The organism is Amycolatopsis sp. FBCC-B4732 (assembly GCF_023008405.1).
Classification (GTDB): domain Bacteria; phylum Actinomycetota; class Actinomycetes; order Mycobacteriales; family Pseudonocardiaceae; genus Amycolatopsis; species Amycolatopsis pretoriensis_A.
Window position 1 is genome coordinate 9314262 of sequence record NZ_CP095376.1, and the last position, 24882, is coordinate 9339143.

The following is a 24882-nucleotide window of genomic DNA, read 5'->3' on the forward strand; positions in this document are numbered from 1 at the left end:
TGCAACGTTGCCGCACCTACCTTCGGCGGCCACCAGGTCACCCGTCACTCCGAGCAACGAGGCAGGGAAGATGGTCCAGTACGCCGCACCGAACACCGAAGGCAGCGTCGTCAGCTACGAATCGCGCTACGACCACTACATCGGCGGCGAGTACGTCCCGCCCGCGAGCGGCCAGTACTTCGAGAACCCGACGCCCGTCACCGGCAAGGTGTTCTGCGAGATCGCCCGCGGTAACGCCGAAGACGTCGAGAAGGCGCTCGACGCCGCCCACGGCGCCGCACCGGCGTGGGGCCGGACCTCGCCCGAGGAACGCGCGAACGTCCTGCTCAGGATCGCCGACCGGATGGAGCGCAACCTCGAGGCGATCGCCGTCGCCGAGGCGTGGGAGAACGGCAAGGCGGTCCGCGAGACCCTCGCCGCCGACATCCCGCTGGCCATCGACCACTTCCGCTACTTCGCCGGCGCGCTGCGCGCCCAGGAGGGCGGCATCTCGCAGGTCGACGAGAACACCGTCGCCTACCACTTCCACGAGCCGCTCGGCGTGGTCGCGCAGATCATCCCGTGGAACTTCCCGATCCTGATGGCGGTCTGGAAGCTCGCCCCGGCGCTGGCCGCGGGCAACGCGATCGTGCTCAAGCCGGCCGAGCAGACCCCGGCGTCGATCCACCTGCTGTTCTCGATCATCGGCGACCTGATCCCGCCGGGCGTGGTGAACATCGTCAACGGCTTCGGCGTCGAGGCGGGTAAGCCGCTGGCGTCGAGCAGCCGCGTCCGCAAGGTCGCCTTCACCGGCGAGACCACCACCGGCCGGCTGATCCTGCAGTACGCCAGCGAGAACATCATCCCGGTGACCGTCGAGCTCGGCGGCAAGAGCCCGAACATCTTCTTCGACGACGTCGCTTCGCGGAACGACGACTTCTACGACAAGGCGCAGGAGGGCTTCGCGCTCTTCGCGCTGAACCAGGGCGAGGTCTGCACCTGCCCGTCGCGGGCGCTGATCCAGTCGGGCATCTACGACCGGTTCCTCGGCGACGGCGTCGAGCGCGTCCGCAAGATCAAGCAGGGCCACCCGCTCGACACCGAGACGATGATCGGCGCGCAGGCGTCCAACGACCAGCTCGAGAAGATCCTGTCCTACATCGACATCGGCAAGCAGGAGGGCGCCGAGATCCTCACCGGCGGCACCCGCAGCGACCTCGGCGGCGAGCTCTCCGGCGGCTTCTACGTCGAGCCGACCGTGTTCGCCGGCGACAACAAGATGCGGATCTTCCAGGAGGAGATCTTCGGCCCGGTCGTGTCCGTGGCGAAGTTCGACGACTACGCCGACGCCATCAAGATCGCCAACGACACGCTGTACGGCCTCGGCGCCGGTGTCTGGTCGCGCGACGGCAACACCGCCTACCGCGCCGGCCGCGACATCCAGGCGGGCCGCGTCTGGGTGAACAACTACCACGCCTACCCGGCGCACGCGGCCTTCGGCGGCTACAAGGCGTCCGGCATCGGCCGCGAGAACCACAAGATGATGCTCGACCACTACCAGCAGACGAAGAACATGCTCGTCTCCTACTCCGACCAGGCGCTCGGGTTCTTCTGATGACCGAGCGCGTCGACCTGACACCGGCTGCCGCGGACCTCCTGCGGCAGCTGGTGTCTACTCACGGGCCGGTGATGTTCCACCAGTCCGGCGGGTGCTGCGACGGCAGCGCCCCGATGTGCTACCCGGCGGGTGAGTTCAAGACCGGCGTCTCGGACGTCAACCTCGGGGCGCTGGAAGTGGAAGGCATCGAGGACGTGCCGGTCTGGATGTCCGGGCCGCAGTTCGAGTACTGGAAGCACACGCACCTGACGATCGACGTCGTGCCCGGGCGTGGGAGCGGGTTTTCCTTGGAAGCGCCCGAAGGCGTGCGCTTCCTGATCCGCTCCCGGCTGCTCACCGACGAGGAGTCCGCGGCGCTGAACTGAAGGCGTCGAACAACGCCGTGGCGAGCACCAGCCCTTCCCGGGCGACCGGGGCGAGCAGGTGCTCGTCCGGCGCGTGCTGCAGGCAGCCCGGGTAGGAGTGCGGCAGCCACAGCGTGGCCAGCCCGAGCACGTCGGTGAAGACGTGGTTGGGCAGGCCGCCGCCGAAGTTGGGCAGGAGTGCGACGGGCTTCTCCGCGACCGCGTCCAAAGTGGACTTCGCCCAGCCGACCCAGGGGTCGTCCACCGGCGTGCGGCTGGCCAGGAAGCTCGCGTCGGCTCGGACGTCGAGCATCGGAAAGCCGTGCGCGGCGAGGTGTTTCCGGATGGCGGGTGCGACGCCGTCGACGTCGGTGCCCGCGACGTACCGCAGCTGCAGCACCGCGCGGGCGCGGCCGGGGATGGCGTTGACCGGGCGGTCGGCGTTCCCGGCGTCGAGCGCCAGCACCTCCAGGGTGTTCCAGCCGTAGAGCCGCTCGGCGGGCGTGAGCCGTTGATCGCCCCAGCCGTCGTCCGGTGCGTCGACGACCACGTCGGCCAGTGCGGCGCGCACGGTGTCCGGCAGTTCCGGCGGCAGCAGTCCGGGCACCTGGATGCGGCCGTGGCCGTCGACGAGGGTCGCGATCGCGGCGGCGAGCGTCGTCGCCGGGTTGCGCAGGATCCCGCCCCAATTGCCGGAGTGGCGGGCGTCCGGGCGCAGGTCGGCGTCGAGGGTGAGCCGGATGCCGCCGCGGGCGCCGAGGAACAGCGTCGGTGTGGCCGCGTCGAGACGCGGGCCGTCGGAGGCGATCAGGACGTCGGCGCTCAGCAGGTCCTTCTCCTGGGCCGCGAACTCCGTGAGGCCGGGCGAGCCGATCTCTTCGCCGGTCTCGAAGAGGAACTTCAGGTTGAAGCCGAGCTTCCCGCGTTCGGCCAGCACCAGCCGCAACGCCGTGAGGGTGATCAGGTGCTGGCCCTTGTTGTCCGCGGTGCCGCGGCCGTACCAGCGGTCGCCGTCCGCGGTGAGCGTCCACGGGTCGAGCCCGTCGCGCCACTGCCCGGCTTCCCCGACGACGTCGGCGTGGCCGTAGCACAGCAGCGTCGGCAGGTCTTCTCCTTCCGTGCGGACCCCGACGAGGAACGGGCCGCCCGCCGGATCCGGGTTGGGGTGCTGGGTGACGTCGCAGCCGAGGCCGGTCAGGGCCGGGGTCAGGACCTCGTCGAGGTACGCCTGGACGGCGGCGCGGCCCTCGGGGGCGTCGCTCACCGTGGGGTAGGCGACCAGCCGGGCCAGTTCGGTGAAGAGCGCACCGGAGTCGACGTGGGCGCGGGCCTTGCCGGGCAGATCCATGCCCGCCAGCCTAAAGGGGGTAAACTATACGAACGGTCGTGCTATCTTCGGGACATGAACGTCGACGGCGTGTATGTGGGGGAACCGAGCGTCCTGGGCCACCGGCGGGAGCAGCCGGTGCTGAGCGGGATCACGAAGGCGCGGGTCGCGGCGCCGGAGCTGACCTTGACCGAGCTGAACCTCTACGGTGACCGGCAAGCCGACCTCACCGTGCACGGTGGCCCCGACAAAGCCGTCTACGTCTACCCGGCCGAGCACTACGCGGCCTGGCGAGAAGACGGCTTCGAGGTCGAGACGGCCGACTTCGGCGAGAACATTTCGTTGTCCGGGATCACCGAGGACGACGTGCGGATCGGGGACGTCTGGGCCTGGGGCGACGCGCTCGTGCAGGTCTCGCAGCCGCGGTCGCCGTGCTACAAGCTCGCCATGAAGACCGGCCGCAAGGACATCACGCCGGCGATGATCGACTCCGGGCGCAGCGGCTGGTACCTGCGCGTGCTGCGGCCGGGCACGGTGCCGACGTCGGGGGCGGTCGAGCTGGTCGAGCGCGCGGCCGGGCCGACGATCGCCGAGGTCTACGTCATCTCCTTCGCGAACTACGGGCAGCTGCCGCCGGAGCGCGTCGAGGCGGCGCTGGACTTCGCCGACCGCGTGCTGGCGACGCCCGAGCTGGCCGTGTCGTGGAGCGCGGGCATCCAGTCCACTGTGGACCGCTGGCGGGCGCGGCGTGCCGGTTGACGGCCGGATCGCCCGCGGCGACGCGACCCGCCGCCTGGTGCTGCGCCGGGCGGTGGACGTCGCGTCGGTCGACGGCCTCGAGGGGCTTTCCCTCGGCCGGCTCGCGACCGAGCTGGAGCTGAGCAAGAGCGGCGTGTTCGCGCTGTTCGGCTCGAAGGCGGACCTGCAGCTCGCGACGATCGAAGCGGCGCTCGAAATCTTCCGTTCTTGCGTCGTGACGCCGGCTTCGGCGGCCCCGCCGGGTCTGCCGCGGCTGCGGGCGATCTGCGAGAACTGGCTGGAGTACTCGGAAAAGCGCGTGTTCCCGGGTGGGTGCTTCTTCTTCAACGTCGGCGCGGAGTTCGACGCGCGGCCCGGCCGGGTCCACGACGCGGTGGCCGCGGCGAGCGGCTCGTTCGCCGCGTTCATCCGCGAGTCAGCTCGCGAAGCAGTCGCCCTCGGTCACTTGGACGCGGACGCGGAAGTCCTGGCGTTCGAGCTGCACGCACTCGGCCGGGCGGCCAACGCCGACGCGGTGCTGAACGGTGGAACGCAGGCGTACGAGCTGGCCAGGCGAGCGATCCGCGCCCGCCTGGCCGGCGCGTGACTACTTCCAGTCGACCTGCGGGGAGCGGTAGAAGTTGATGCCCTGGGCGACCCAGCGCGGGGACTGCTTCGCCAGCCGCGCGCGGTAGGCGTCCCAGTCGTGCGTCGACTTCGGGGACCAGCCGATCTCCGCGATGCCCGGCAGGCGCGGGAACGCCATGTACTCGATGTCGGCGCTGGTGCGGAGCGTCTCGGTCCACAGCGGCGCCTCGACACCCGCGATCTGGTGCTCGCCGACGCCGGTCACCAGCGACGCCGGGTCCCAGTTGTACCCATCGCGAACCTCGATCAGCGCGGCCCAGTCCTGGCCGAGCGGCGTCGAAGCGTCGTACTTCATGTCCAGGTACGCGTAGTTCGCCGGCGACATCAGGATCTTGCTGCCGCGCGCCGCGGCCGCCGCGACGCTCGGGTTGTCGCCGCCGAAGTCCCAGTACTGCGGGACGGCCGACGCGGGCGGGTCCGACTTCGCGATCTCGTGCCAGCCGGTGACCTTCTTGCCGTACTTGGCGACGATCGGCTGCACCTTCTTCTCGAACGCGATGTAGTCCGCGGGCGGAGTGGAGTGCGCCTCGTCGCCGCCGATGTGCAGGTACGGCCCGGGGGTGATGGCCGCCAGCTCGCGGACGACGTCTTCGACGAACTTGTACGTGATCGGCGAGGAGATGCACAGCGAGCTGTAGCCGACCTCGGTGTCCGTGCGCACCGGCACGGCCTTGCCGTCGCAGTTCAGCTCGGCGTACGTCGACTGCGCCGCGTTGGTGTGGCCCGGCATGTCGATCTCCGGGATCACCGTGATGTGCCGCGAAGCCGCGTACGCGACGATGTCCTGATACTGCGCCTGGGTGTAGTAGCCGCCCGGGTCGCCGTCGACGGCCGTCTTGCCGCCGACCGTCGCCAGCTTCGGCCAGCTCTTGATCTCGATGCGCCAGCCCTGGTCGTCCGCGAGGTGCAGGTGCAGGGTGTTGACCTTGTACTGGGCGATCTGGTCGACGTACCGCTTGACCTGGTCCGGCTTGAAGAAGTGCCGGGCGACGTCGAGCATCGCGCCGCGCTCGGCGAAGCGCGGGTAGTCGAGGATCGTGCCGCCGGCGACGGTCCACGTCCGGTGCTGCACGCGCTTCGCGTCGATCGCCGAGGGCAGCAGCTGCCGCAGCGACTGGACGCCGTCGAAGAGCCCGTCGGCGGTGTTCGCCTTCAGGGTGACGCCGTCGCGCGCGACCTTCAGTTCGTAACCCTCGGTGCCGATCCGCGCGTCGCGGCCCAGCTTCAGCGAGATCGCGGGCAGGCCCACGCTGTGCGGTACGACCGGCAGCGGGTAGCCGGTGGCCGGGCGGAGCAGGCCGCGCAGGTAGTCCGCGACCTGGCCGGCGCCGCGGTCGGCCGTGATCACGGTGAACGGCGTGAGCCGGAATTCGCCGCGCGGGTCGGCCTTCGCGGACACGGGCGCCGGGACGACGTCGGTCACGCTGCGTTCCGGTGCGGCGGGGGAAGCCGCCGCCGCGGAGGCGGGCAGGCCGGCCGCCGTGAGACTCACGATCGCCGCGGTCAAGACGGCTCTGGACAAGCGCATCAGTGCACCTCCGGTCGGGGACTGCTCCCAAAGGTACAGACCAGCCGGAGCATTTGGAACTATCCTTAACGAAGGGCCTGCCGGATGGCGTCCAGCACGCTCGGGTCCTCGATCGTCGACGGCACGGCTTCGTCGCGGCCGTCGGCGATCGCGCGCATGGTCTTGCGCAGGATCTTGCCCGACCGCGTCTTCGGTAGCGCGTCCACAATGGACACGTCGCGGAACGCGGCGACCGGCCCGATGTCCCGGCGGACCATGGCCACGAGCTCGTCGCGCAGCTGCTCCTCGGGGATGTCCGCGCCCGCCTTCAACACGACGAACCCGCGGGGCAGCTGGCCCTTGAGCTGGTCGGCGACGCCGATCACGGCGCACTCGGCGACCGCGGGGTGCGCGGCGAGCACCGCCTCCATCGACCCGGTCGACAGCCGGTGGCCGGCGACGTTGATGACGTCGTCGGTGCGGCCCATGACGAACAGGTAGCCGTCTTCGTCGACGTAGCCGGAGTCGCCGGTCAGGTAGTGGCCGTCGTAGCGGGAGAGGTAGGCCTCGCGGTAGCGCTCGTCGTCGCCCCACAGCGTCGGCAGTGAGCCGGGCGGCAGCGGCAGCCGCACCGTGATGGCGCCTTCGCGGCCGGGCGGCAGCTCCTCGCCCGCCTGGTCGAGGATCCGGACGTTCCAGCCGGGCACCGGCTTGGTCGCCGACCCCGGCTTGACGGCCATCGGCTCGAGGCCGCGCGGGTTCGCGGCGATCGGCCAGCCGGTCTCGGTCTGCCACCAGTGGTCGATCACCGGCACGCCGAGCTTCTCGTGCGCCCAGTGGAGGGTCTCCGGGTCGAGCCGCTCGCCGGCCATGAACAGCGTCTTGAACGCCTTCAGGTCGTACTTCTCCAGCTCGCGCGCGTCCGGGTCGACCTTCTTGACGGCCCGCAACGCGGTCGGCGCGGTGAACAGCGCCTGGACGCCGTGCTCGGCGATGACCCGCCAGAACGCCCCCGCGTCCGGCGTGCCGACCGGCTTGCCCTCGTACATCACCGTCGTGGCGCCGACGAGCAGCGGCGCGTAGACGATGTAGGAGTGCCCGACGACCCAGCCGACGTCGGACGCCGTCCACCAGACGTCGCCGGCGTGGACGTCGTAGACCGCGTCCATCGAGTAGGCGAGCGCGACCGCGTGGCCGCCGGTGTCGCGCACGACGCCCTTCGGCTTCCCGGTCGTGCCGGACGTGTAGAGGATGTACAGCGGATCGGTGGCCGCGACCGGCACCGGATCGACCGGGTCCGCGCCCGCGGCCAGCTCGCGCCAGTCCCGCTCGTGCCCTTCGAGCGTCGCCGGGGCCTGCTCGCGCTGCAGCACGACGACGTGGTCCGGCTGGTGCTCGGTCAGCTCGAGCGCGGCCCGGATGATCGGCTGGTACTCGACCACCCGCGTCGGCTCGATGCCGCAGGACGCCGCCAGGATCACCTTCGGCTTCGCGTCCTCGATCCGCGCGGCCAGCTCCTTGGGCGCGAACCCGCCGAAGACCACCGAGTGCACCGCGCCGATCCGCGCGCAGGCCAGCATCGCGATCGCCGCCTCCGGCACCATCGGCAGGTAGACGATGACGCGGTCACCCTTGGTGACCCCCAGGGAGCTGAGCGCGCCGGCGAACCGCGCGACCGTGTAGCGGAGCTCTTCGTAGGTGTAGGTGCGTTGCCGTCCGGTCACGGGAGAGTCCCAGATCAGTGCGGCCTGGTCCCCGCGCCCGGCTTCGACGTGCCTGTCCAGCGCGTTGTACGAGGTGTTCAGCTCGGCGTCCGGGAACCACCGGAAGAAGGGCAGATCCGACTCGTCGAGGGCCCGGGCCGGGGGCTTCGTCCAGCTGATCGCACCGGCCGCGGCCAGCCAGAACGCTTCCGGGTCCCGCAGGCTGTGCCGGTAGGCCTCGGAGTACGCGCCCATTGCCGCTCCTTCGCGTCGAACGTCCGCCGGACCCCATCATGACGCGCGAGCGGCGAGCCCGCCGGATTCCGGGCACGCTGAAGACCCGGCAACCCAACGGCCGCCGGCTGCGTCCTAAGCTGGACCGCGGGGAAATGCCGCGAGACGGTAAGAAGTGAACACGGACAGTGAGGGGATCCGGCGGTGAACGGACTCGCGAGCGCGTTGCTCTCGCTAGCCCATTCCTTGTTCGGCCCGGGCTTCTGCCCCGGCGACTGGGTCTGGGCCACGAGTGCGGCCGGCGCGCTCGTCGCGCTGCTCCCGCCGATCGGCGCGCTGGCGGTGTCGATCATCCGCAAGGGCACCGGCAACCGCTACGACGCCACGACGTTGTCGGTGTTCGGGGCGATCGGCCTGGTCAGCGCGCTGATCCTGCCGTGGCTGCTGTCCAACGGCATCTCGGGTGTCTTCCGCGCCGAGCGGGCGGGCACGAAGTCCGGGCTGCCGCGCGCGGAGGCCGCGACGCTGGCTAGCGGCTCCTGCTGGGTGGACACGCAGAAGGAGTACCTGGGCGGCGGCCCGAACGTCTACGAGGTGCTGTTCTACAAGAACAACGCGGCCTTGCCGACCTTCGTGTACGTGGCCGCGTTCATCCTGCTGCCTGCCGGCTCGCTGCTGTTCGTGATGCTGCAGGGCCGCACGGCTTTCCGCCGCGGCCCGAAGTGGCCGTCCCGGTTCTTCTGGATCCCGTTCGCCGCGATGCTCGCGTTCAGCGTCGGCATGGAGGCGAACACCGCACTGCACTTCTGGCTCGGCTTCCTGCCGTTCAGCGTGCTGGGCCTGATCCCGGTCGCGATGGTGGGGCCACCGCCGTGGTCGGTGATCAACCGCTCGGACGCGCCGCCGCGCCGTGAACCCGAGCCGTACCGGCCGCCGCCCCCGTCGCCGTCCCAGATGCAGCCCCGGCCGACCCCGCCACCGCCACCGCCGCCGCCGGTCAACAAGCCGTACCCGAAGACGGCGCTGGCGTCGGCACCGGAACCGCCGCCGATGGCGGGCGCGCTGGCCGCGGCCCCCGGGCCGATCCCGCCGCCGCCCGGCTCCCGCAACGCCGGCGGCAGCCGCTACCGGCGCGTCAAGCAGCTCGGCGCGGGCGGCTTCGGCACGGTCTGGCAGGCCGTCGACACGCAGCTGAACCGCACGGTCGCGCTGAAGATCGCGCACGCGCCGGACCGCGACACCGCCGAGCGCATGCAGCGCGAGGCCCGCGCGCTGGCCGTGGTCAGCCACCCGAACTGCGTCAAGGTGTACGACCTGGCCGAGGAGCCGGACGGCCTCGCGCTGGTCATGGAGTACCTCGAAGGCCGTCCGCTGGCCGAGCTGGTCGACGGCCAGGGACCGCTGGACGACGTCGCCGCCGGCCGCCTGTGGGCGACGATGGCGGGCGCGCTCGCCGCGGCGCACGAGAAGGGCGTCCTGCACCGCGACATCAAGCCGTCGAACATCGTGCTGGACCCGAGCGGCCTGGCCCACCTGATCGACTTCGGCATCGCCCGCAGCCAGGGCGATTCGAAGATGACGGCCACCGGGATGATGATCGGCACGCCCGACTTCGTCGCCCCGGAGCAGGCCATGGGCTCGGCGGCCTCCCCGGCGTCCGACGCGTGGCAGCTGGCGGCGACGATCAGCTACGCGCTCTCCGGCCAGCCTCCGCGCGGCACGCGCGAGACCCCGATGGCGGCGTTGATGGCGGCAGCCCGTGCGGAGCCGGTGTCGCGGCTGCCTCAGCGGAGCGCGCACGCGCGCCTGCTGGCGGCTTCGCTGGACCCCGAGCCGCGTCGTCGTCCGACGTTGAACTCGGTGCGCCGCGAGGTCGAGGGCTGGCTGTCCCGCGCGGGCAAGTCCGCGGACGGCCCGGTGACCCGCGTGGTGCCGCGGCAGCCGCACCACCGCTAGCCGCTCACGAGCCGGGAGGCTTGGTGGCCGAGAAGATCACCAGCTGCTTCGGCTCCAGCCGGACGTCGACCTGGTCGAAGCCCGCCTTCTCGAGGCGGGCCGGGAACGTCGCCGCATCGACGACGTTCATCGTGTCGCCCAGGTGCAGCAGGCGGAACCTGAGGTTGAGCTGGCCGTCGCTGCCGCAGTAGGTGCCGCCCGGGCGCAGGACCCGGGCCGCTTCGGCGAAGATCGCGTCCTGCAGCTCGGCGGTCGGCACGTGGTGCAGCATCGTGAAGCACACCACCGCCGAAAAGCGGCCGTCCTCGAACGGCATTTCGGCGCCGCTGCCCTCGATGACCTCGGCGCGGTCGCCGAACTTCGCGCGCAGCAGCTCGGTCGACGCGGGGTCGATCTCCAGCACGGTCAGCTTCGGGACGGCCTCGAGCAGCACCCTTGTCGTGGCGCCGAAGCCGGGACCGATCTCGAGCACGTCGTCGCCCAGGTCGCGGTCCGCCAGCCAGGGCGTCAGGCGCTCCTCGACGGTCGCCGCCCACTTCTCCGAGCTGCAGATCTTCCGGTGGATCAGGTTCATCGGCATGCGTCCGACGCTATTTCGGCGTGGGCGTGGCCGGAAGCCGATAGCGTGCCAGGTGATGTCGTCAACCGGTCAAGCGATGCTGCTCGGCGAGTTCGACCTGCCCGCCGGCACCTGGTTCCCCTGGCACGAACACCCCGCGCACCAGCTGGTCTGGTCGGCGCGCGGGGTCGTCGCGGTCAAGTCCGGGGACGCGGGCTGGGTGCTGCCGCCGACGCGCGCGCTGTGGATGCCCGCCGGCGTCCGGCACCGCACCGGCGCGCTCGGCCGGGCGGCGCTGCGCGGCATCTACGCCGACCCGGCGCTGTCGCCGGTGTCGTGGCCGGAGCCGCGGGTGGTCGTCGTCCGGCCCCTGCTGCGCGAGCTCCTGGAGTACCTGACCGGCGCCGGCGTCGCGCCGGCCGCCCGGGTGCGTGCCGAAGCGGTGGCGTTCGACCTGCTGGAGCCGCTCGACGTGGTGCCGATCGCGGTGCCGCCGCTGACCGACCCGCGCGCCCGAGACGTCGAGCGGGTCCTGCTCGCGAACCCGGCCGATCCCCGCACGCTCGCCGAGTTCGGCCGGGCGGTCGGCGCGTCGGAGCGGACGCTGGCGCGGGCGTTCGCCCGCGAAGGCCGGATGCCGTTCGGGACGTGGCGCACGCAGGTGCGGCTGCGGGCGTCGCTGCCGCTGCTGGCCGCGGGCACGCCGCTGGAGACGGTGGCCCACCGCGTGGGCTACAGCTCGGCGAGCGCGTTCGTGGCGGCGTTTCGGCGCGCCGTCGGGGTCACGCCGGTGGCCTACTTCGCGGGCTAGCTACCGCCAGGAGGGCAGCCAGCGTTCGGCTTCCCACTGGCCGTTCGTGATCGCGATGCCGTTCAGGATCGGCCACAGCCAGGCGAAGTTCGCCACCACCAGACCGACGTACAGCGACACCACGAGCAGGCCGGTCCCGCGTCTTTCGAAGCCGCGCCGGGCGCTGCCCAGGATCTGGCCGAGGCACAACGTCAGGCCCAGCACCAGGAACGCGGCCAGCGGCGTCGCGTAGAAGAAGTACATCTGGCGGTCGATGTTGGTGTACCAGAAGACGTAGCCGCCGAGGTAGCCGACGAGCACGGCCGCGTAGCGCCAGTCCGCGCGGAAGATCGAGCGCCAGGCCGCCCAGCCGAGCATCGGGATCGCCGCCCACCACATGGCGGGCGTGCCGATCAGCATCGTCGCGCTGATGCAGCGGGACTCGCCGCAGCCGGTGGCTTCGCCGTTGTAGCTGTAGAGCATCGGGCGCAGGCCCATCGGCCACGTCCACGGCTTCGACTCCCACGGGTGCGGGTTGTCCTTGGGCGTGACCAGCGTTTCGTGGAAGTGCAGGACGTTCGCCGTGTAGTCGCCGAGCGAGCGCAGCGCCGGCGGCACCCACGCGAAGGCGCCCGGCGCGATGTCCTTGATCTCCGTGTAGTGCCGGTCGGTGGCGGTCTCGCTGGCGAACCACGCCCAGAACGCGGCGAAGTACATGAGGAAGGGGATGACCAGGATCGCCCACAGCGCGGGCAGCACGTCCCGGCGGATCGTGCCCAGCCACGGCCGTTCGACGCCGGCCGCCCGCCGCGCCGCGACGTCGAAGAACACGGTGAGCAGCCCGAACGCGACGATGTAGTACAGCGCCGACCACTTGACGCCGAAGGTGAGCCCGATCATCAGGCCGGCCGCGAACCGCCACCAGCGGAAGCCGAGCTTCGGCCCCCACACGGACTCGTTGACCCAGCCTTCGCGCACGGCCGTCGCGAGCCGCTCGCGCACCTGGTCGCGGTCGGCGAGCACGCAGGCGAACGCGGCGAGCACGAACAGCGCGATGAAGATGTCCAGCATGCCCATGCGCGACTGCAGGTGGAGCACGCCGTCGCTGATCACGAGGATGCCGGCGATGGCGCCGAGCAGCGTCGAGCGCGTGAGCCGGCGCGCGATGCGGATGGTGAGCAGGATGATCAGCGTCCCGGCCAGCGCGGGCATGATCCGCCAGCCCCAGCCGTTGTAGCCGAACAGCCATTCGCCGATCGCGATCAGCTGCTTCGCCAGCGGCGGGTGGACGACCAGCTCGTAGCCGTAGTTGTCCTCGTAACCGCCGTTGCGCAGCACCTGCCACGCCTGCGGCACGTAGTGCTTCTCGTCGAAGACCGGGCTGCCCTTGTCGGTCGGCACGCCGAGGTTCTGCAGCCGGACGATGCCGCCGATCACGGTCAGCACGAGGGTGACGATCCAGCCGCGCAGCCGGTCGGTCGGCATGCCGCGGCCGAGCAGGGTCACTTCGCGGTCGGTCGGCGGCCGGAGCGCCTCGACCGGGTCCGGCCGGACGCTTTCGTCGTCGGGACGGGTCAGCACGGCGGTCACGGGGGCGATCCTACGGGCGGGACAGGGCGTCCGTCGTCCGGATCCGCTGATCAGCCTAGGCTGGCCGGGTGAGTCCCTCGCTGCTTCCCGGTCGTCTCGTGCTCGCCGCGACCCCGCTCGGCGACGTCGGCGACGCCTCGCCCCGACTGGCGGAAGCACTGGCGGAAGCCGACGTCATCGCGGCGGAGGACACCCGGCGGCTGAAGTCGCTGGCGTCCGCGCTGGAGGTCTCCCCGCGCGGCCGGGTGGTGAGCTTCTACGAAGACGTCGAGACGGCGCGGCTGCCGAAGCTGATCGAATCGTTACGCGCGGGCGAGACGGTCGTGCTCGTGACCGACGCCGGTATGCCCAGTGTGTCCGATCCGGGCTTCCGGCTGGTGGCGGCGTGCGTCGCGGAGGACCTGCCGGTGACGTGCCTGCCCGGCCCGTCCGCGGTGACCACGGCGCTCGCTTTGTCCGGTTTGCCGTGCGACCGGTTCTGCTTCGAGGGGTTCGCGCCGCGCAAGCCCGGCGAGCGGACGCGGTGGCTGACGTCGTTGCGCGACGAGCCGCGGACGGCGGTGTTCTTCGAGTCCCCGCACCGGCTGGCGTCCTTGCTGGCGGACGCGGCTTCGGTGCTGGGCGGCACGCGGCGGGCCGCGGTGTGCCGGGAGCTGACGAAGACGTACGAAGAGGTGAAGCGGGGGACGCTCCCCGAGCTGGCCGCCTGGGCGGCCGATGGCGTGCGCGGCGAGATCACGGTGGTGCTCGCGGGTGCCGCGCCGCGGGAGTTTTCGGTGGCGGACCTGGTGCCGGAGGTCCAGTCCCGCGTCGCGGCGGGCGAGCGCTTGAAGACCGCGGCGGCCGAGGTCGCCGAAGCGACGGGCGTGTCCAAAAAGGAGCTTTACGACGCCGTGCTGGCGGCGCGGAAGGCCGAGTGACGCCGGAGTTGCGTGCCGCGCTGAGGGAGCTTCGGCGGGTGCGGGCCGCGAAGCCCGGTGAGGAACTCGGCACCGCGGCCTTCGCGTCCTGGCGGGTGGCGGTCGCGGAGGCGCTCGAGGCGCTGGCCCCTCTCTTGCTCTTCGCCGAAGACCGGGAGCGGGCCGCGGCGGAAGCGCGCGCTGCCCGGGCCGAGGCGGCCGGGCTCAGGTGAGGAGCGCCGTCACCGCGGCGTGCGCCTTCGCCGCGTCGGGGGCGTCGCCGGTGATCACGTCCGTGTACACGAACGACTCGCCGATCCGCACCAGCAGGTAGGCCAGGTCCGGAACCGGCAGTGGCGGGACGAGCCGCCCCGCCGAGACCTCGCCCGACAGCAGCTCCACCAGTTTCGCCGTCGTCCGCTGCTGGCACACGCTCGCGCGGGTGGTCAGCAGCCGCAGCGCGCGTTCCGGCTCGCGGCGCAGGAAGTCGCGGAACGGCGGGGAGTCGTTCGCGAACCCGACGTAGCCGCTCACGAAGTCCGCCACCCCCGCCGCGCCGCGGCCCACGCAGGACGGCCACAGCCGGGCGATCGACGCCGCCGACAGCGACCACAGGATCTCGCCGAGCAGCCGGTCGCGGGAGCCCACCCGGCGGTGCAGGGTGGCGCGGCTGATGGACCGGTCCTCGGCCAGCTCGCCCATGTCGACCCGGCGGCCGGCCAGGAACCACTCGCGTGCCCGCTCGAACTCCTGAGACATATGCCAGAATGTCTCACAGCCACGACGGAGAGGGAACACGACATGCGCGCAGTGCAGGTGACCGAGTTCGGCGGACCCGAGGTGCTCACGCCGGTCGAGCTGCCCGACCCGGTGGCCGGGCCCGGCGAGGTGCTGATCGCCGTCGATCGCGTCGGCGTCAACTACGCCGACACCCACCAGGCCGAAAACAGCTACCTCGCGCCGTCGAAGCTGCCGCTCGTCCCCGGCGGTGAAGTGGTCGGGACGCACGACGGCAAGCGCGTCGTCGCCCTGCTGAACGGCGGGGGCGGGTACGCCGAACGGGCCGTCGCGCCCGAGGGCACGACCTTCCCGGTGCCCGACGGCGTCGACGACCTCACCGCGCTGTCCATGCTGGTCCAGGGCACCACCGCGTGGGTCCTGCTGCGCCGCAACGCCCACCTCGAGAAGGGCGAGTCGGTCGTCGTGCACGCCGCCGCCGGCGGGGTCGGGACCATCGCCGTGCAGCTCGCCAAGGCGTGGGGCGCGGGCCGCGTGATCGCCACCGCCAGCAGCGAGGAGAAGCGCGCGCTCGCGCTGGAGCTGGGCGCCGACGTCGCGATCGACTCGCGCGCCGGGGACATGACCGCCGCGCTGATCGAGGCGAACGGCGGCCGCCGCGTCGACGTCGTGCTCGACATGGTCGGCGGGACCACCACCGACCAGAGCATCGCCGCGCTGGCGCCGTTCGGCAGGCTCGCGTTCTACGGCATGGCCGGGCGCGAAAGCCCGAAGCCGGTCGAGCTGCGCAACGTCCTCGGCCACAGCACGACCATCAGCGGCATGTGGCTGCCGCACGTCTTCCGGCTGCCCGGCAACGTCTTCGGCACCGCGCTGAACGACCTCTTCGACCTGGTGCTGGCGGGCCGGCTCAAGGCCATCCCGGGCGGCGAGTACGCGCTGGCGGACGCCCGCGCCGCGCACGAGGCCCTGCGCTCCCGCAAGACCGTCGGCAAGCTCCTGCTCGACCCCGGCAAGTAGTCGTGAGTGTTCAGGGCGGTTCCAACCGCCCTGAACACTCACGAGCCGGTGGCGAGCAGGCGTTCCAGGGGGGCCGACTTGTGGAGGCACTCCTGCCACTCCGCCTCCGGGTCCGAGTCCGCCGTGATGCCGCCGCCGACGCCGAGCGCGATGGCGCCGTTCGCGATCTCGAACGTCCGGATCGCGACGTTCAGCTCCAGCCCGGCCGCCGGGGACAGCAGGCCGATCGCGCCCGTGTAGACGCCGCGTCCGACCGGCTCCAGCGCGGCGATCAGGTCCAGCGCGCGGATCTTCGGCGCGCCCGTCACCGAGCCCGGCGGGAACGTCGCGGCCAGCAGTTCGGCGTCCGAAACCGGCCCGCGGAGCGTGCCCGTCACCGTGGAGTCCAGGTGCCACACGCCCGGCGCCGGGCGGACGCGCAGCAGCGACGGCACGGTCACCGAGCCGACCTCGCACACCCGGCCGAGGTCGTTGCGCACCAGGTCCGTGATCATCACGTTTTCCGCGACGTCCTTCGCGGACCGGCGCAGCAGCGCGGCGTTGCCGTCGTCGGCGGGGCCGCGCCGGGGGAGCGTCCCCTTGATCGGCGTCGAGCGCACCGCCCGCCCGTGGCGCGCGAGGAACAGCTCCGGCGAAAACGAGACAACCGACCCCCACGGGCCGGCCAGGAAGGCCGCGCGGCGCGGTGACAACGACGAAACCCCGGCCGCGAACAACGCCTCGGGCGAGCCCGAGAACGTGCCCGTGAACCGCGAGCAGATGTTGGCCTGGAACAGTTCCCCGGCTTCGATCGCGTGTACGCACGCCTTCACCGCGTCCCGGTGCTCCGACGGCAGCGGACGCCGCAGCGGCCCGGCCGTCCAGGAAAGTCCGGGGACGCCGGAAGCCAGCCGGGATTCCATCGTGGACACCGGCGGGCCGCCGCCGTCCAGCGACTCCAGGTGGCAGGTGCCGGCGGCGGACCAGCGCAGCACGTGGTCCGCCCAGCCCCACGCCGACGGCGGCAGGAAACCGGTGCGGCCCGACGGATCCGCGAGGTCGTAGCCCAGGTAGCCGAACCAGCCGCCGCCGATCACCCCCGGCGGCGCGGGCACCGGTGAAACGGTCGGCAGCGGACCGGGGGACACCGCGGGCGAAGGCGCGATCACCGCCTGCGCGCCGAACCACTCGCCGGACAGCATCGCGGGCGGCGGCAGTCCGCGGGCGGCGGCGTGGTGGGCGAGGACCGCGAACGCGCGCGCGGGCGTGACGTCCGTCCGGAGTGGGGTGCTCGTCACGCGCATGGCGCCATACCACCACAGGTCAGAGCAGCAAGTCGCCCAATGTGAACGGGTACACGACGGCGTTCTGCTCGACCGGCCCGGCGATGCCGGGGACGTCCGGGGCGCACGCGTGCTGGTGCAGGCCGAGCCGCGAGTGGAACCAGCCCGGCCGGCCGGGGATGCCGTTGTGGCGGGTCAGCCAGAGGATGACCTCGCTGTCGGCCCAGCGGTCCGGGTGCAGCCGGTGCGCCCAGCAGTCGTGGTCGGCGTAGACCAGCACCCGCTCGATGCGCGCCGCGTGCCGGACGTGCTTGATCCACGCCTTGATGAACCGGTCGTCGACGCTCGGCGCCGCCACCTCCAGTGCCGGCGCCAGCGACCCGGGCGCGAACGCGCCGAGCCTGCTGGCCGTCCGGACGAAGTGGTCGGCCTGGTCGTGCACCGCGCCGGGCCGCGCGTAGTGCCGCCCACCGACGTGCAGCCCGGCCTCCTGCGCGCCGGCCAGGTTGCGCTCGGCCGCGCCGTTGCTCCAGTTGACGTTCTCGGTGATCGTCACCGACACGAACTTCGTGTCCGCCGCGCGCACGGCGTACCAGTCGGCGACGCGCTCGCGGTGGGACAGCGAGATGCCGCGTTCGCTCTCCGGCTCCGTCACAGTCCGCCCCCGGCGCGTAGATGAGAGCACACCATACGTCGCCGGAGGCGGGCCCGCAGTCAGCAACGCCCAGGTTGATCAGGCACTTTCCGGTCAGGCGTTGTCGCGGTGGAAGGTCCGGGTGCCCCACCACACGGACACCACCGCCATGACGAGCACCACGACGCTGCCGGTGAACAAGGCGTCCACCGTGAAGTCACCGCGGAAGGTGCTGCGCTCGACGTCGACGACGTGCCGGAACGGGTTGAGCTGGGAAACGGTGTACAGCCACTTAGGTGCGGCGCCGGCCGTGATCGGCAGCAGGATCCCGGAAAGCAGCAGCAGCGGGATGAGCACGGCGTTGAGCAGGGCGGGGAACGTTTCCTCGCTCTTGAGCGTCAGCGCGAGCGCGTAGGAGCACGACGCGAGCGACACCGCCAGCAGGAACACGATCACCAGGCTCAGCAGCACGCCGCCGACCGGCGCGTGGAGGTCGAACGCGAGGTACGCCAGCGCGATGATCAGCAGGGCCTGCACGACCGCCTGCAGCGCGTTGGCCAGCACCTTGCCCAGCAGCAGCGCCGCGCGGCTGACCGGCGTCACCCGGAAGCGCTCGACCACGCCGGAACGGTAGTCGGCCAGCAGCCCGAACCCCACGAACGAGCTGCCGAAGAGCGCCAGCTGGGCGATCAGGGCCGGGGTGAGCAGCAGCCAGCCGTCCACTTCGGACAGCCCCTGGGCCCGCACCGCCTTGACCATCAGCGGCCCGAACAGGAACAGGTACAGCAGCGGCTGCATGATCCCGATGACGAGCCAGGTCGGGTTGCGCACCGCGGCCACGGTGTCGCGCCGGAAGATCAGCCAGGTGTCACGCAGCACGGGTGCCCTCCTCGGCTTCGCGCAGGGAGCGTCCGGTCAGGGTCAGGAAGACGTCGTCGAGCGTCGGCCGGTGCACCTGGACCGACCGCATCGGGATGCTTTTCGCGTCCAGCGCGCGCAGGAGTTCCGGCAGCGCGACGTCACCGCGCGGCACCCGGAACCGGATCTCGCCGCCGGCCGCGGACAGCTCGCGCGCCCCCGCCAGCCGTCCGGCGATCTCGGCGGCGTCCGCGCCCTGTTCCGGATCGACGCCGACCTCGACGCGATCGCCGTTGACCTGCGCCTTGAGCGCGTCCGGTGTGCCCTCGGCGACGATCCGGCCGCCGTCGATGACGATCAGCCGGTCCGCCAGCGCGTCGGCTTCGTCGAGGTAGTGGGTCGTCAGGAAGACGGTGACGCCCAGCCGCCGGATGTGCTCCCACAGGTTCGCCCGGCTCTGCGGATCGAGCCCGGTCGACGGCTCGTCGAGGAACACCAGCCCGGGCGAGTGGATCAGCCCGAGCGCGATGTCGAGCCGCCGCCGCTGCCCGCCGGACAGCGTTTTCGCCGGCCGCCGGTCCAGCCCGGTGAGGTCGAGCTGCTCGGCGAGCTCGGCCCCGCGCGCGATCGCGTCGGCCTTGCTCATCCGGTAGAGCCGCCCCTGCAGCTCGAGCTCGTCGGCGACGGTGGATTCGGGCGCGGTCCCGCCGCCCTGGGCGACGTACCCGATCCGCTCGCGCACGCCGAGCGGATCGGCGAGCAGATCGCGGCCGCCGACGGTCGCGGTGCCCGCGGTCGGTTTCAGCAGCGTGGTGAGCATGCGGAGCGTGGTGGTCTTCCCGGCGCCGTTCGGGCCGAGGAAGGCGACCAGCTCGCCTGCGCCGACGTCGAGGTCGACGCCCTTGACCGCGTGGACTTCGCCCCCAGTGCGGCCCTTGCGGCGGAACCGCCGCTCGAGACCGCGTGCGGTGATCATGGGAACCCCTCTCTAATCAAACTTGACTACTTGAGGGGCACACTGTGCCGCAGCGAGGACTCGCTAGTCAAACTTGATTACCGGACCCCTGGCCTGATGTCATGAAAGGGTCGTTCACCGCGTCCGGCGCCATGAACGAGTCGTTCATGACGACCGCAACTACCCCCGCGTGCAGCGCCGCACCGATCGGCCGTGCCGGTCCGCCTGCGTCGGCCGTGCCGCTCCCACGGGACTCGCCGAGCGTCCTGAATGACTCATTCAAGACATCCGCCGCGCCTGGCCTGATGTCATGAAAGGGTCGTTCACCGCGTCCGACGTCATGAACGAGTCGTTCATGACGTACCGCGACTACCCGCGTGCACCGCCGCACCGATCGCCTGAGCCGGTCGGCCGTGCCGGTCCGCCTGCGTCGGCCGTGCCGCTCCCACGGGACTCGCCGAGCGTCCTGAATGACTCATTCAAGACACCTGCCGCGCCTGGCCCGACGTCATGAAAGGGTCGTTCACCGCGTCCGGCGCCATGAACGAGTCGTTCATGACCTCCCGCGGCCGGCCGCCCGCCTACCCGGCCGGAGGCTCCCCGAAGGCATCCCCGGATTCGCCGGCCATCGAGTACTCACCGGCCTCGAGCCGGGCGATCAGCCCCTCCAGCCACGTCAGGCTCGCGTCCGTGATCCCGCCCCACAGCCGGTACAGCTCGCCGACGTGCTCGGGCGTGCCCAGCTCCATGCTCGCCTTCACCTCGTCGAGCATCAGCACCGCCTGCCGCTGCTCGGCCTCCAGGTGCACCAGCCGGTGCCGGAGCAGGTTGATCACCCGGGCGCGCGGCAGGGTCGTCATCAGCGAGATCCCCGCCGACAGGTCCGGGTGGTTGAGCTCCGGGTCGGACAGTGCCTTCGAGAGCAGCACCTGGTACTCCTGCTCACCCTCGGACGTGAGCCGGTAGGCGACGCGGTCCGGGCCGCCGGCGCCCGGCTCGACGTCGACCTGCTCCAGCAGCTCTTCGGTGGTCATCTTCTTCAGCGCGTGGTAGATCGAGCCGGGCTGGACGTTCGCCCACTTGTCCGCCGACCAGCTCAGCAGCTCGCGCCGCACCTGGTAGCCGTGCGCGCGGCCGTACATCCGCACCACCCCGAGCACGAGCAGCCGTGTCGCCGACAACCGGGCCTCCCTCTCGACAATGCGCGTGACGCCCTCCGTAGGCTAATAAGGTATGAGCACCCCTGTGTTGACCGCGGTGGCCTGGCCCTACGCCAACGGCCCCCGCCACATCGGCCACGTGTCCGGATTCGGCGTCCCGTCCGACGTCTTCTCCCGCTACCAGCGAATGGCCGGCAACCGGGTGCTCATGGTCTCCGGCACCGACGAACACGGCACCCCGATCACGGTCCAGGCGGACAAGGAAGACTCGACCCCGCAGCTCACGGCGGACAAGTACACCCGCCAGATCGGCACCGACCTGCAGGGCCTCGGCCTCTCCTACGACCTGTTCACCCGGACCACGACCGGCAACCACGCCGAGGTGACGCAGCAGATCTTCCTGGCGCTGCACCGCAACGGCTACGTCGTGCCGAAGACCACGCGCGGCGCGATCAGCCCGTCCACCGGCCGCACGCTGCCCGACCGCTACGTCGAGGGCACCTGCCCGATCTGCGGGTACGACGGCGCGCGCGGCGACCAGTGCGACAACTGCGGCAACCAGCTCGACGCCGCGGAGCTGATCAACCCCAAGTCGCGGATCAACGGCGAGACGCCGAAGTTCGTCGAGACCGAGCACTACTTCCTCGACCTGCCGGCCTTCACCAAGACCCTCGGCGACTGGCTGGGCACCAAGACCGACTGGCGCCCGAACGTCCTCAACTTCACCAAGAACCTGATCGACGACATGCGGCCCCGGCCGATCACCCGCGACCTCGACTGGGGCGTCAAGATCCCCCTCGACGGCTGGCGCGACCAGCCGCTGAAGCGGTTCTACGTCTGGTTCGACGCGGTGATCGGGTACTTCTCGGCCAGCGTCGAGTGGGCTCGGCGCTCCGGCAACCCGGACGCGTGGCAGGAGTGGTGGAACAACGCCGACGCCCGGTCGTACTACTTCATGGGCAAGGACAACATCACCTTCCACGCCCAGATCTGGCCGGCGCTGCTGTTCGGCCACAACGGCGAAGGCGACAAGGGCGGCGAGCCCGGCAAGTACGGCAAGCTGCACCTGCCCGACGAGATCGTCTCCAGCGAGTTCCTCACCATGAGCGGCTCGAAGTTCTCGACCTCGCGCGGGCGCGTCATCTACGTCGAGGACTTCCTGCGCGACTTCGGCCCGGACACGCTGCGGTACTTCATCTCGGTCGCCGGCCCGGAGACCCAGGACACCGACTTCACCTGGGACGAGTTCGTCCGCCGGACCAACTTCGAGCTGGCCAACGAGTGGGGCAACCTGGTCAACCGGTCCATCTCGATGGCGCACAAGAACGTCGGCGCCATCCCGCGCCCGGAGGCGCCGACGGCGGCCGACGAAGAGCTGAAGGCGTTGTCGCGCAAGGCGTTCGACACCGCGGGCGCGCACCTGGCCCGCTCCCGGTTCAAGCAGGCGGCGAGCGAGGCGATGAAGGTCGTCACCGCGGCGAACAAGTACATCTCCGACCAGGAGCCGTGGAAGCTCAAGGACGACCCCACGCGGCGTGACACCGTGCTGCACACCGCGCTGCAGGTCGTCTCCGACGCCAACACGCTGCTGACGCCGTTCCTGCCGCACTCGGCCCAGAAGGTGCACGAGGCCCTCGGCGGCACCGGCGTCTGGGCCGCGCAGCCGGAGCTCAAGGAGGTCGACGACCTCGACATCGCCGGCCGGGTCAACCCGATTCTGACCGGTGACTACGCGGGCGAGCAGGCGAAGTGGGAGTCGAAGCCGATCGAGGTCGGCGTGCCGCTGGCCAAGCCGTCGCCGCTGTTCACCAAGCTCGACCCGGCGCTGGGCGAGACCGGCCCGGAGTGGGCGCCGATCACCAAGGAGTAAGAGGTATGCATGGGTGACGAGAAGCGCGAGCTGCCGCCGGTCCCGGACCGGCTCCCGGTGTCGGTGGTGGACGCGCACACCCATCTCGACGCGTGCGGCGCGGTCACCGCGGCCGATGTTTCGGCCATGGTCGACCGCGCCGAGCGCGCCGGTGTCGCCCGCGTCGTCACGGTCGCGGACGACCTCGCCTCGGCCCGCTGGGCCACCGAGGCGGCGACCTGGGACCCGCGCGTGTGGGCCGCCGTCGCGATCCACCCGACGCGGACCAAGGCGTTCGGCGAGGCCGAGAAGTCCGAAGTGGAGCGCCTGGCTGCGACCGACCGCGTGGTCGCGGTCGGCGAGACCGGTCTCGACTACTACTGGGACTACTCGCCGCACGACGCCCAGCAGGAGGCGTTCCGCTGGCACATCGACCTCGCGAAGCGGCTGGACAAGCCGCTGATGATCCACGACCGCGAGGCCCACGACGACGTGCTGCGCATCCTGGCCGAAGAGAATGCGCCGAATGCCGTAATCTTCCATTGTTTTTCCGGGGACGCGGAAATGGCCCGCAAGTGCGTGGACGCGGGATACGTCCTTTCCTTCGCGGGCACGGTGACGTTCAAGAACGCGAAGGGCCTCCACGAGGCGGCCCGGCTGTGCCCGGCGGACCAGTACCTCGTCGAGACCGACGCACCGTTTCTGACCCCCCACCCGTTCCGTGGACGGCCGAACGAGCCGTTCGGCGCGGCCTACACCGTCCGTCACCTCGCGGCGCTCAGGGGCGAAGCTGTCCACGAAGTCGCCGAAGCGGTCCGGACCACTGCCGAGCGGGTGTACCGACTCCCCAGCGTCACAACGGGGTGAACGCATTGCGACATCAGGGTTCCTTGATCGTCCACCTGATGGAGTGACGGGGATCACGACACTCCGGGGGGTGTTTGCGCAACCCGGCGGGACCCGTTACTGTCCCGTGATCGTGCCGGTCGGGCCTGCGCTCAGCAGCTTCCGATCGTCACGCCCAGTCGTAGAGACGGCGCCCCCGACCGCCGTCTCGTGAAAGGGAACGATCCCCGGTGACAGGTAGCAGACAGGCTGGAGCGCGCTCCGCCGTTCTCGAACGCAGTTATTTCGAGGACACCGCGTACGGTCAGCTCGACTTCTCCGACGACCCGAACATCACGCAGCAGGACATCCTCGCCGCGCTCGGCCCCGACGCCGACGCGATGATGGCCGAGATCGACGTCGACGTCGACGAACTGATCCGCCTCATCAACGCCGAGACGACGTACCTGCCCCCGATCGTCATCCCGGACGAGATCGAGGCGGACCGGACCGCGTCCCCGCAGGCCAAGCGCGCCGCGCTGGACGAGGGACTGCGTCAGACCACCAAGGTCTGGAAGCGCCGCTTCCTCAAGGGCGCCGTCCTCAGCGTCATGATCAGCGTCGCCGGCGGCGGCGCGGCCGCGCTGGCGATGAACAAGAGTGTCACCGTCGACGTCGACGGCCAGCAGCAGACCATCCACTCCTTCGGCGACACCGTCGGCGAAGTGCTGGAGGACGCGGGCCTGTCCGTCGGCGAGCACGACTCGCTCTCGCCCTCCCCGCAGGCGGAGGTCGGTGACGGCGGCGTCATCAAGCTCGAGCGCGGCCGCCAGCTCAAGATGATCGTCGACGGCGCGGAGCACACCTCCTGGGTGCGCGCGACCCACCTCGGCGACGCGCTGTCCCAGCTCGGCATGACCGGGATGGACAAGCCCGGCACGTGGATGTCGATGCCGAAGGACGGCGAGCTGCCGCTCCAGGGCGCCACGGTCGAGATCAAGACCCTCAAGAACATCACCCTGTACGACGGCGCCAACGCGCCGAAGCAGGTGAAGACGACCGCGGTCACGACGAAGGAGTTCCTGGGCGAGTACAAGCTCACCCTGGGCCCGGAGGACCAGGCCGAGGGTGGTCTGGACGTCAAGCTGACCGACGGCGCCCAGGTCCACATCAGCCGCACCGGCGTCTCGACGGTCGTCCAGAAGGAGTCCATCGATCCGCCCGAGCAGCGCGTCGACGACCCCGACCTGGACAAGGGCAAGACCCAGGTCGAGGACCCCGGCACGCCCGGCGAGAAGATGGTGACCTACAAGGTCACGCAGAAGAACGGCAAAGAGGTCGCCCGCGAGAGCATCTCCGAGCAGATCATCACCGCGGCCAAGCCGAAGATCATCCACGTCGGCACCAAGAAGGCCCCGACCCCGGCCATCGGCGACGGCTCCGCGTGGGACCGCATCGCGGCGTGCGAGTCGGGCGGCAACTGGGCCATCAACACCGGCAACGGCTACTACGGCGGCCTCCAGTTCGACAAGCGCACCTGGGACGCCTACGGCGGCGACGCGTACGCGAACCTGCCGAGCCAGGCTTCGCGCGAGCAGCAGATCGCGGTCGCGGAGAAGGTCCGCGACGCGCGTGGCGGCTACAGCGCCTGGCCGGTCTGCGGCAAGAAGGCCTGAGTTTCGCTTCGGA

At 71.2% G+C, this 24882-nt stretch carries 23 protein-coding genes; 12 read left to right on the forward strand and 11 right to left on the reverse strand.

The annotated features are described in order from the left end of the window. The first annotated feature begins 70 nt into the window (after positions 1-70). Positions 71-1594, forward strand: coding sequence for an aldehyde dehydrogenase family protein (locus MUY14_RS42405; RefSeq protein ID WP_247018246.1), 1524 nt, complete (start codon positions 71-73; stop codon positions 1592-1594). Then, complete coding sequence (locus tag MUY14_RS42410; RefSeq protein WP_247018248.1) at positions 1594-1962, forward strand: DUF779 domain-containing protein; 369 nt, start codon at positions 1594-1596, stop codon at positions 1960-1962. Before MUY14_RS42405 ends, MUY14_RS42410 begins: the two co-directional genes overlap by 1 nt. On the opposite strand, the gene MUY14_RS42415 is transcribed toward MUY14_RS42410, so the two are convergent. Further along, positions 1931-3289, reverse strand: coding sequence for a M20 family metallopeptidase (locus tag MUY14_RS42415; RefSeq protein ID WP_247018249.1), 1359 nt, complete (start codon positions 3287-3289; stop codon positions 1931-1933). The genes MUY14_RS42410 and MUY14_RS42415 overlap by 32 nt on opposite strands. A 54-nt stretch (positions 3290-3343) precedes the next feature. Here MUY14_RS42415 and MUY14_RS42420 point away from each other — a divergent pair, with 54 nt between their 5' ends. Together MUY14_RS42420 and MUY14_RS42425 are read left to right on the forward strand one after the other, a co-directional pair. Next, the gene (locus tag MUY14_RS42420; RefSeq protein WP_247018252.1) at positions 3344-4027 is read left to right on the forward strand and encodes an MOSC domain-containing protein; all 684 of its coding nucleotides are present in this window, start codon (positions 3344-3346) and stop codon (positions 4025-4027) included. Then, positions 4017-4613 (forward strand): TetR/AcrR family transcriptional regulator, encoded by a 597-nt coding sequence (locus tag MUY14_RS42425; RefSeq protein WP_247018254.1) that lies wholly within the window; start codon positions 4017-4019, stop codon positions 4611-4613. Before MUY14_RS42420 ends, MUY14_RS42425 begins: the two co-directional genes overlap by 11 nt. Here the strand turns inward: MUY14_RS42425 and MUY14_RS42430 are convergent, their stop codons facing one another. Both MUY14_RS42430 and MUY14_RS42435 read right to left on the reverse strand, forming a co-directional pair. Continuing rightward, entirely contained in the window at positions 4614-6182 is a 1569-nt protein-coding gene (locus MUY14_RS42430) for a beta-N-acetylhexosaminidase (RefSeq protein WP_247018256.1), read from the reverse strand. A gap of 65 nt (positions 6183-6247) precedes the next feature. After that, positions 6248-8119 (reverse strand): propionyl-CoA synthetase, encoded by a 1872-nt coding sequence (locus MUY14_RS42435; RefSeq protein ID WP_247018258.1) that lies wholly within the window; start codon positions 8117-8119, stop codon positions 6248-6250. A gap of 183 nt (positions 8120-8302) precedes the next feature. Between MUY14_RS42435 and MUY14_RS42440 the strand changes: the two genes are divergently transcribed. Beyond that, positions 8303-10054 carry a serine/threonine-protein kinase gene (locus MUY14_RS42440; protein ID WP_247018260.1) on the forward strand — a complete coding sequence of 584 codons (1752 nt, stop codon included), beginning with the start codon at positions 8303-8305 and terminating at the stop codon, positions 10052-10054. Between the two features lie 4 nt (positions 10055-10058). On the opposite strand, the gene MUY14_RS42445 is transcribed toward MUY14_RS42440, so the two are convergent. Next, a complete protein-coding gene (locus tag MUY14_RS42445; protein WP_247018262.1) occupies positions 10059-10634 on the reverse strand; it encodes a class I SAM-dependent methyltransferase in 576 nt (191 codons plus the stop codon). 76 nt (positions 10635-10710) lie between these two features. Between MUY14_RS42445 and MUY14_RS42450 the strand changes: the two genes are divergently transcribed. Continuing rightward, a complete protein-coding gene (locus MUY14_RS42450; protein ID WP_247025503.1) occupies positions 10711-11424 on the forward strand; it encodes a helix-turn-helix transcriptional regulator in 714 nt (237 codons plus the stop codon). On the opposite strand, the gene MUY14_RS42455 is transcribed toward MUY14_RS42450, so the two are convergent. Further along, positions 11425-12993: a dolichyl-phosphate-mannose--protein mannosyltransferase gene (locus MUY14_RS42455; RefSeq protein ID WP_247018264.1), complete on the reverse strand. Its 1569-nt coding sequence runs from the start codon at positions 12991-12993 to the stop codon at positions 11425-11427. It abuts the gene before it with no gap. Between the two features lie 80 nt (positions 12994-13073). Here MUY14_RS42455 and rsmI point away from each other — a divergent pair, with 80 nt between their 5' ends. Together rsmI and MUY14_RS42465 are read left to right on the forward strand one after the other, a co-directional pair. After that, positions 13074-13913, forward strand: a complete 840-nt coding sequence (gene rsmI / locus MUY14_RS42460; RefSeq protein WP_247025504.1) for a 16S rRNA (cytidine(1402)-2'-O)-methyltransferase — start codon at positions 13074-13076, stop codon at positions 13911-13913. A 38-nt stretch (positions 13914-13951) separates the two neighbouring features. Next, positions 13952-14125 carry a hypothetical protein gene (locus MUY14_RS42465; protein WP_247018266.1) on the forward strand — a complete coding sequence of 58 codons (174 nt, stop codon included), beginning with the start codon at positions 13952-13954 and terminating at the stop codon, positions 14123-14125. On the opposite strand, the gene MUY14_RS42470 is transcribed toward MUY14_RS42465, so the two are convergent. Beyond that, positions 14118-14651 (reverse strand): QsdR family transcriptional regulator, encoded by a 534-nt coding sequence (locus MUY14_RS42470; protein WP_247018268.1) that lies wholly within the window; start codon positions 14649-14651, stop codon positions 14118-14120. The genes MUY14_RS42465 and MUY14_RS42470 overlap by 8 nt on opposite strands. 42 nt (positions 14652-14693) lie before the next feature. Here MUY14_RS42470 and MUY14_RS42475 point away from each other — a divergent pair, with 42 nt between their 5' ends. After that, positions 14694-15650: an NADPH:quinone oxidoreductase family protein gene (locus MUY14_RS42475; RefSeq protein ID WP_247018269.1), complete on the forward strand. Its 957-nt coding sequence runs from the start codon at positions 14694-14696 to the stop codon at positions 15648-15650. A gap of 38 nt (positions 15651-15688) precedes the next feature. Here the strand turns inward: MUY14_RS42475 and MUY14_RS42480 are convergent, their stop codons facing one another. The 5 genes from MUY14_RS42480 to MUY14_RS42500 form a co-directional block, all read right to left on the reverse strand. Next, entirely contained in the window at positions 15689-16933 is a 1245-nt protein-coding gene (locus MUY14_RS42480) for an aminodeoxychorismate synthase component I (RefSeq protein WP_247018270.1), read from the reverse strand. Between the two features lie 19 nt (positions 16934-16952). After that, positions 16953-17567: a glycoside hydrolase family 25 protein gene (locus MUY14_RS42485; RefSeq protein WP_247018271.1), complete on the reverse strand. Its 615-nt coding sequence runs from the start codon at positions 17565-17567 to the stop codon at positions 16953-16955. A 93-nt stretch (positions 17568-17660) separates the two neighbouring features. Continuing rightward, positions 17661-18425 carry an ABC transporter permease gene (locus tag MUY14_RS42490; protein ID WP_247018272.1) on the reverse strand — a complete coding sequence of 255 codons (765 nt, stop codon included), beginning with the start codon at positions 18423-18425 and terminating at the stop codon, positions 17661-17663. After that, positions 18415-19380 carry an ATP-binding cassette domain-containing protein gene (locus MUY14_RS42495; RefSeq protein ID WP_247018273.1) on the reverse strand — a complete coding sequence of 322 codons (966 nt, stop codon included), beginning with the start codon at positions 19378-19380 and terminating at the stop codon, positions 18415-18417. The genes MUY14_RS42490 and MUY14_RS42495 overlap by 11 nt, the downstream gene beginning before the upstream one ends. A gap of 560 nt (positions 19381-19940) precedes the next feature. After that, positions 19941-20540, reverse strand: coding sequence for a PadR family transcriptional regulator (locus MUY14_RS42500; protein WP_247018275.1), 600 nt, complete (start codon positions 20538-20540; stop codon positions 19941-19943). 52 nt (positions 20541-20592) lie between these two features. Between MUY14_RS42500 and metG the strand changes: the two genes are divergently transcribed. The 3 genes from metG (at position 20593) to MUY14_RS42515 (ending at position 24869) form a co-directional block, all read left to right on the forward strand. Further along, positions 20593-22389, forward strand: a complete 1797-nt coding sequence (metG, locus tag MUY14_RS42505) for a methionine--tRNA ligase (protein ID WP_247018277.1) — start codon at positions 20593-20595, stop codon at positions 22387-22389. Between the two features lie 9 nt (positions 22390-22398). Next, positions 22399-23235, forward strand: a complete 837-nt coding sequence (locus MUY14_RS42510) for a TatD family hydrolase (protein ID WP_247018279.1) — start codon at positions 22399-22401, stop codon at positions 23233-23235. Between the two features lie 209 nt (positions 23236-23444). Further along, positions 23445-24869: a resuscitation-promoting factor gene (locus tag MUY14_RS42515; protein ID WP_247018281.1), complete on the forward strand. Its 1425-nt coding sequence runs from the start codon at positions 23445-23447 to the stop codon at positions 24867-24869. Positions 24870-24882: the final 13 nt, after the last annotated feature.